The 7,308-nt window shown below is 63.2% G+C and carries 1 protein-coding gene; it reads right to left on the reverse strand.

The features are described 5' to 3' along the window. Positions 1–3,809: 3,809 nt before the first annotated feature. The gene (locus tag AC04L7_RS09180; RefSeq protein WP_475512871.1) at positions 3,810–7,280 is read right to left on the reverse strand and encodes a hybrid sensor histidine kinase/response regulator; all 3,471 of its coding nucleotides are present in this window, start codon (positions 7,278–7,280) and stop codon (positions 3,810–3,812) included. Positions 7,281–7,308: the final 28 nt, after the last annotated feature.

The raw sequence follows: 7,308 nt of genomic DNA on the forward strand, positions 1-7,308 counted from the left end.
ATAACACCAGAATTAAGCCGACCCGCGAAGCGGGTTCGGCTTGAATGAATTGTTAGGTGCCATGGCCGAGATCACTGAGCGGAGATCCTCCACAGCACGTTGTCGAATCTTGGGAGACTTTATATGGCCTGGCAAGCGGCTAAGCCAATGACTGTTGGGCCCATGCCCGCCACCACGAACAGCGGATAGGCGGYGCGACGTAGGAAGGGGCTTGCGCCCAAGGACATCTACACACTCGGCAAGCTGTGCGGCGGAAGAGAAGCGGAAAGTGAAGCCCTGTGACTCGATGCAAAGTACAGGATAGCCGCTGCGGCCCTCGGCCCTAGGTGCCGGTGGGCTGTATGACTCGGACGCGCGCCATGCGGCACCGTCTAGTTCCAGGTGAACCCAGTAGGCCATCGGCTCGTCGCGCCAGTCCTGGGTGTGCTCAATCCAGTTGCGGGCAACCTTTCCCATGGCACCTAACACCGGAATTAAGCCGACTTGGCCGCGTCAGCGGACAAGTTCGGCTTGAATGAATTGTTAGGCCGCAGTGTTGCGCAGCCGACGACGAAGAGCTAGTCCCGCAACAAGGATCGCCAACCCGACAGTCGCGAGAGCGTACGGAAGGTAACCAGCACTTTGCGACACCGTCGGAACGGCACGCCAAGACTGAGAGTGAGCCTGGCCGTCGGAGGGGAGCACGAAATCAACGGGAAGCAGACCTAGGATCCAAGCCAGCGCGTAGACAAGAACGGCTATGCCGAAGGTTATAGAGGAGTTTGCCACGATGCTCTTCATGCGGCCTAACACCAGAATTAAGCCGACCCGCGAAGCGGGTTCGGCTTGAATGAATTGTTAGCGCCCATGACAGGGAACTGCGTGCGTGGTCTCAATATAGCCAATTTCACTGCGGTAGTTGCCCAGCCCGACTCGGTCCGGTCCAAATGCAATGAACTTGCCAGATACTGCAATGCAATGGGTGGCGGAGTTGCGCAATTTGGCCACGAGCGTAACTGGGGCAACGACGTCGAGGCAGCTGCCTGTCGGGTCGCCGGCGTGACCGGCTGGACAGAGGTATAGAAGCGACTCTCCGAGGTCACTGAAGATCGGTGTGCCGGAAATCTGCAAGGTGCTGTCGTCACGCGCGCTTAAATCTGTATCCAATGAGGCTGGCGCGTAGCTGGTACATCCGGCTGGCAACATCAGTAGCAGAAGAGCTCGCTTCATGGGCGCTAACACCGGAATTAAGCCGACCCGCGAAGCGGGTTCGGCTTGAATGAATTGTTAGGCCAATGCTCGCAGTCTTGAAACCGCAAAGCGATCAGCCACGTAAGCGCCCCAGAGCAAGCCGACAACAAGAGTAAGCAAAGCTAGCGACAGGTACAGCGGAAGCACAAGACCCTCTGGAGAAAGGCTGTCTCCTGGCTGGGCTCCTTCGAACAAGATGAAGTACAGGCTCGCGATCGGAGGGAGGGACAGAACAATTGCCGCCATTGCCATGATGATCGTGGCCAAACGAGTCAAGTAAAGAAAGAGTCTCTTCATTGGCCTAACACCAGAATTAAGCCGACCCGCGAAGCGGGTTCGGCTTGAATGAATTGTTAGGGCGCATACCGAGGAGCGTCCAAGATATGGTCTGCGTAGAGTCGCTCAAGCTCGTACATGCGGTCCTCTACTGGCCCAAACATCAAGTCTGACTTGCTGATGCCGAAGGAGGGGCGATATGAGTCTGCCAAAGTGCCAGCATTGGCCCGGTTGAGCCACTCCCGAACGTTACGAAGCGCAATCTCGGCGTTGAAGTAGCGTGAGTCGCCTGTGCTTACGGCAACCTCCAGCTCCTGTACGACCTCAGTCGCCAATGCTCTAAACCGCTCGATTGCGATGTCCTGTCTCATGCGCCCTAACACCGGAATTAAGCCGACCCGCGAAGCGGGTTCGGCTTGAATGAATTGTTAGGCTGCAGCGCGATGTAACGTTGCAACCAGCTCGCCAGCAGATTGCCTCGTGAGTGGGCGGGTGATCAAGGGGTTGGCTAGCTCCCAGATTGCCTCAGCGACCGGCGAGGGCTGGGGAAAGCCGATGTCCTCACGGCACTCAATAGCATTGGCCCAGGCCTCTACGTCAGCATCTGAAATATCACCCGCTAGGAACCGACCGAGAATGGCCGAGATGTGCCCCGACTCCAAGGTGACCAACTCCTCCTCCGAGTCCCAGGAAAAGGCCGATAGATCATGGGTCACGTCAGCGAGAGGGCGGCTGAAGTGAAGAAGGTCTTCTAGGTGGGATGTGCGCGTCTCTGTCACTGCGGCCTAACGCCCGAATTAAGCCGACCCGCGAAGCGGGTTCGGCTTGAATGAATTGTTAGGGCCCATCAGCTGACACTCCAGTCCAGCTGTAAGTATGCCCTCTGGGTGGGCGAGGTAATCCACATCTCTAGGTCCTCGAACCAGCCGTTGCGCTCAGTTATTTGAGTATGAATAGAGCAGTCAGGGAACGTCTCCCGTATGAGGTTGAAGAGAGACTCAACAACGGGAATAGCATCCCTTGGGTTTTGCCTGGCGGTGTCTCCGAAGGTGCAAGCGAAATACTCCAGGAGCCGATCGTCCGGCTCCGGCTTGTCGGAATCCGGGAGGCGATCAACTGAGTCGCCAAAATATGTGCGGGACAATTGCAGCCCGCCATAAGGGAATGTCATTCGAGAGACGGAAGACAATCCCTCGATGAATCCCTGTAGACGCGGTGGAAGTCTTTCCATGGGCCCTAACACCAGAATTAAGCCGACCCGCGAAGCGGGTTCGGCTTGAATGAATTGTTAGGCGGCAAGCATGCCATAGCGAATCCACCGCACAAGTGCTAGAGCCCACAGAAGCAGAAGGGGCGACGACGCCAGCAGACCAAGAACGCTCTCTCCCAGTCTCCGGCTCTCGAAGAGGTTGCGAACTCCAAGTCTGGCTCCGATCGCGGGCCCAACGAAGGTGAGGGGAACAATAGTGCTTGCTAGCAAGTCGCTGGCTGTGCTGCCGGGAATCAGGTCACCTCGAAGCACGGCGTCTTGCGCAAGCAGTGAGGCAATCGCTGCTGTGTAACCAAGAGCAACGAAGAAGATCGGCGATGAGAAGAGCCTCCGTAGGATATGGGGAAGGTTCATTGCCGCCTAACACCTTGAGTTAAGCCGACCCGCGAAGCGGGTTCGGCTTGAACGAATAGTTATGCGCCAAGGTAAGCCCGAAGCCTGCGGCCTGCAACGGGCCCGCAGCATCCGGGAGCAGGAAATCACTCGCCGCCAGCCCGTAGCAGGGTGGGGCCCGTCAAGACCGAAGCCGAGAGCGACGCCGGTCCGCAAGCCGGGAGATCGTCCGGAGGCCGCGCGACGCGAGAACGATGCGTCCGAAGCCGATTGAAGCGAAGCCAGAAGAACAAGCCCGGCTGTCTTGTATCAACAATCGATCAGCACCGAAGCCGCGGCCACCGCGTGACCGACTGGCAACCGAAGCCGACAACGACCAAAGCCCCACCCACGTATAACACCTAGTAGACCCCATTCCGGGGTAATAGCGCCGAGTATTCAGCCAAGCGGAATGGTCGTCAACGAGGGCTGGGGTTTGCCGGACAAGCGCTTCGCCGCCTTTGCAGCGAGAACCGCATCCCTGAGGCACCCGTGTTATCAGGCAGAAGCGAGGAGGTTCGGGATTATCAGGGCCTCCATCTGGTGATAGCAGGCTGGATGAATGCATGAGGCGACCGGCGGGGGACGGTGTAGATCGCGTGCTGACTGTCATCCGTGCGTTCCACGTGTCGATTCATGGTCACCATTCGCATGAGTCGATTCAGTTATCGGGCGAGGGCGGTGCATCCGGTACGTGGTGGGCGGCGAGGAAGGCGCGCAGGGAGGCGGGCTTCACGGGTTTGGTCAGCAGGCGGTAGCCGCGTTCGCGGGCTTCGCGCTTGAGTTCGTCGCGGCCGTCGGCGGTGAGCAGGGCGCCGGCGATGGGGCCGGGGCTGGCGGCGCGCAGGGCGTCGAGGGTGGCTAGGCCGTCGAGGCGGTCGTGCAGGTGGTAGTCCACCAGCATCACGGTCGGGCCTTCGGCGATCTTCTGCAAGGCTTCGTCGACGGTCGTTGCGGTGATGACCTCTGCCTGCCAGCGGCCGAGCAGGGCCTGCATGCCGTCGATGATCTCGCGGTCGTTGTCGACGCAGAGCACGCGCAGTCCGGCGAGCGAATCGCTGCCCAAGGCAGCGCGTCGTGTGCTGCGACGTTCGACGACGTGCGCGCCGCGGGGGACGATGATCGAGAACATGCTGCCGCGATCCACGGTGCTGCGCGCGTCCAGTTCGTGCTGCAGCAGGCGTGAGATGCGCTGGCAGATCGACAGGCCCAGTCCCAGTCCGCGCTCACCCCAGTCGAAGGGTTGCTGGTAGCGGTGGAACTCGTCGTAGATCTGCCGCATGTGGTTCTCGGGGATGCCGGGTCCCGTGTCCCACACCTGCAACGCGATGCGGTCGCCACGAGCGCGCATGCCGATAACGATGCGGCCAGCACGGGTATAGCGCAGGGCGTTGGCGAGGAAATTCTGCAGCACGCGGCGCAACAGGCGTCGGTCGCTGCGCACGGGAATCGCGCGCGCGTGGACGCGGAGCGCCAGTCCGCGCCCGGCGGCGACCGGGGCGTACTGCGCCGCGAGTTCACGCAGCAGTTCGCCGGCGTCGAAATCGGTGATCTGCGTGTGCAGGCCGCCGGCATCGAGGCGGGAGACATCCAGCAGGCCATCCAGCAGTTCCTCGGCGGCGCGCAGCGATGCATCCACGCGCTCGGCCAGGTGCTGCCGCTCCTGTGCCTGCGCGTCGCTGCCCTGTTCGCTGTCGCGCAGGGCGCTGACGAACAGGCGCGCGGCGTTCAGCGGTTGCAGCACGTCGTGGCTGATCGCGGCCAGGAAGCGCGTGCGGGATTGCTGAGCATGTTCGGCCGCCTCGCTACGCTCGGCGACACGCTGCTCGAGGGTTTCGTTGGTCTCCAGCAGCAGCGCTTCGGCATGCTTGAAGTCGGTGATGTCGTTGTAGCTGGTCACGTAGCCGCCACCCGGCAGCGGCTGGCCGCGCATCTCGATGACCTGGCCATCGGCGCGCACGCGCTCGAAGATGTGCGGGGAACCGGCGCGCATGTAGCGGATGCGCTTGTTGATCTGCGCGTCGATATCGCCATCGCCCAGCTCGCCGCGCTCGGCGTTGTAGCGGATCAGGTCGGCGACGGGACGGCCAACGTAGAGCATGCCATCGGGRTAGCCAAACATCTGCTGGTAGCGGCGGTTCCAGGCCACCAGCCGCATGTCGGGGTCGACGACGCTCACGCCTGCGCTGATGTTCTCCAGCGTGGTCGACAGGATTTCACGGTTGAAGCGCAGTTCCTGTCCGGCCTGGTCGAGGACCGCCACCACTTCGCCCAGTTCCATGCCCGATCCGCRCAGCACGCTGGTCAGCACGATGCGCGCCGACGCCGCGCCGATGGCGGCCGCGAGCAGGCGTTCGGTGAACTGCACCCAGGCACGGTCCGCGGGGGCGTTGGGTTGCAGGTCGCGATCGAGCAGGTGCGCCTGTTCCGCGAACGCACGGCGCGCATGGCGTTCGCCGACGACGCGCTCGGCCAGTGTGCGCAGGTCGCCGATGCGCACGCTGCCCGGCCACTCGCCGGCCACCAGGGCGGGGCGTTGCGCGTAGGGGTCGAGGAAGGGCGCGGCGCGCAGGCGCTCGTCCACCCCGGGGCGCGAGCGCGCGGAGACGATCATCATCGCGCCGGTGTTGACCAGCAGCGACCAGAACGTCCCGTGCGTCAGCGTGTCCCAGCCGCTCAGGCCGAACAGTTGTTGCGGGCGCAGCCAGCGGATGCCGAACGGACCGTCGTGCAGCCAGAGCACATCGAACCAACCGGCTTGCGTCATCGTCGGCAGCAGCAGGGTGTAGATCCACGTGGCGAAGCCGAGCACCATGCCGACTTCCACGCCGCGGCGGCTGGCACCGCGCCAGTACAGCCCGCCGATCAGGCCCGGCGCGAACTGCGCGACGGCGGCGAAGGCCATCAGGCCATACGACGCCAGCGTGCTGTCGTTGCTGCTGCTGCGGTAGTACGAATACGCCGTCAGCGCGAGCAGCAGGATCGTCACGCGGCGGATCCACAGCACGCGCGAGGCGACGTCGGCTTCGGCATGGTGGTCCGCCCAGCCGCGCCGCAGCAGCACGGGCATGATCAGGTCGTTGCTGACCATCGTCGCGAGCGCGATGCTCGCCACGATCACCATGCCCGTGGCCGCCGAGAAGCCGCCCACGTACGCGATGATCGCCAGCGCGGTGCGGCCTTCCGCCAGCGGCAGCGCCAGCACGTAGCTGTCGTCGGCCACGCTGGTGCCGCCGAAAAGCGAGGCTCCGGCGGCCGCCACCGGAATGACCATCAGCGAGAACAGCACCAGGTAGGCACCGAACAGCCAGCGGGCCTTGCGGATGTCGCCCACGTCGCTGCATTCCACCACCGCCACGTGGAACTGGCGCGGCAGGCAGACGATGGCGAGGAAGCCGAGCAGCGTCTGCGCGATGAAGCCCACCGGCGGCGCATTCTCGAACAGCGTGCGTGCCGAATTGGTGACACGGAAGGCGTTGTCGTCCAGCCACAGATAGGCGAACACGCCGACGGAGATCATCGCCACCAGCTTGACCACCGATTCCAGCGAGATCGCCAGCATCATGCCGTGGTGATGTTCGGTGGCATCGACCTGGCGCGTGCCGAACAGGGCGGCGAACAGCGCCATCAACAGTGCGACGTACAGCGCGGGGTCGGTGAAGAAGCCATGCGCACTGTCGCCGCCTTCGCCGCTCAGCACGCTCAGGCTCATCGCGACGGCCTTGTACTGCAGCGCGAGGTAAGGCACCACGCCGATCAGCGCGATCACCGTGACCAGCGCGGCCAGCCGGCGCGAGCGGCCGTAGCGGGAGGAAATGAAGTCCGCGATGGAGACCGTGTTCTCGCTGCGCGCGATCAACGCCAGCCGCTCGATGATGCGCCAGCCGAACAGCAGCAGCAGGATCGGGCCCAGGTAGATCGGCAGGTAGCCCAGACCATTGCGCACCGCGCTGCCGACCGCGCCGTAGAAGGTCCATGACGAGCAGTAGACCGCCAGCGCCAGGCTGTAGACCACCGGGCGCAGCCACGGGCGGTCCGGGTACATCGGGCGGCGGTCGCCCCACCACGCCACGCCGAACAGCAGCGCGGCATAGCCGATCGACACCAACAGCAGGATCCAGCTGGAAACCAACGCCCTCTCCCGGCGCTCAACCCGCCGC

It is taken from the genome of Pseudoxanthomonas sp. LjRoot204_2, assembly GCF_056175765.1.